The sequence below is a fragment of the Colwellia sp. TT2012 genome, assembly GCF_001440345.1.
Lineage (GTDB): Bacteria > Pseudomonadota > Gammaproteobacteria > Enterobacterales > Alteromonadaceae > Colwellia.
On sequence record NZ_LJYX01000151.1, the window covers coordinates 1 to 776 of the forward strand.

Genomic DNA, 776 nt, shown 5'->3' on the forward strand with positions numbered 1-776 from the left:
CTGCACGTTATTGGCCGGCACACCTTCCCCATGAAAGAACATGCTGCCCAGCTTGAACTGCGCCTGGGCATGGCCCTGCAACGAGGCTTTCTCGAAAAAGCTCAGGGCTTTATTGAGGTCACGGGAGGGATTCTTGTCGTCATAGAAAAATTCGCCCAACTCGTATTGCGCTTGCGCATCCCCGCCATCGGCCAGTGTTTGGCAGGCGCTTAGCGCCTCGGCCTGGCTTTCTGGCTGAGTATTGAGGGTGCAACGACCCATCGCTGGGATCAACAACGAGTTGCCGCCCGCTTGTGCATGCGCAAGCAGCGGTTGAAGGAGCAACAGGCAGCCCAGAACCAGGGTGCGGCCGGTGCGTTTATTGGGAATCGACTTACCTCCGCCGGAGCGCGCGGCACCACGAGGGGATCCAATAAGCGCGCATTATGAACCAAGCACGCACCTGCTTACAAAGTCTTAACCCGTTTCTCTGCTGCGTGGGCAAGTTATCTGCCGGAGTGCAGGTGATTTCTCGAAAAAAGAAGGAAATTTCTGTAAGCAAGGTAGCAAATCTGACGCCGCCAGGGGAGACGTCAGATATTGGCTGGCTTACTTCAGTGCGGCGAAGGCACGCTCGGCAGCATCAAGGGTCAGTTTCAGCTCAGCTTCGCCATGGGCTATGGAGGTGAAACCGGCTTCAAAGGCACTCGGTGCCAGGTACACACCGCCTTCGAGCATCAGGTGGAAGAAGCGCTTGAACAGGTTGGCATCACTGCCCATCACATCGTCAAAGGTCA

Annotated in this window: 1 protein-coding gene and 1 pseudogene; both read right to left on the bottom strand. The window is 56.4% G+C overall.

The features are described 5' to 3' along the window. The coding region (locus ASU03_RS19255; protein ID WP_197411327.1) for a tetratricopeptide repeat protein at positions 1-324 on the bottom strand (324 nt) is incomplete at its 3' end. 264 nt (positions 325-588) lie between these two features. Next, positions 589-776, bottom strand: a pseudogene (locus ASU03_RS20375) (aspartate aminotransferase family protein); the annotation flags it as partial.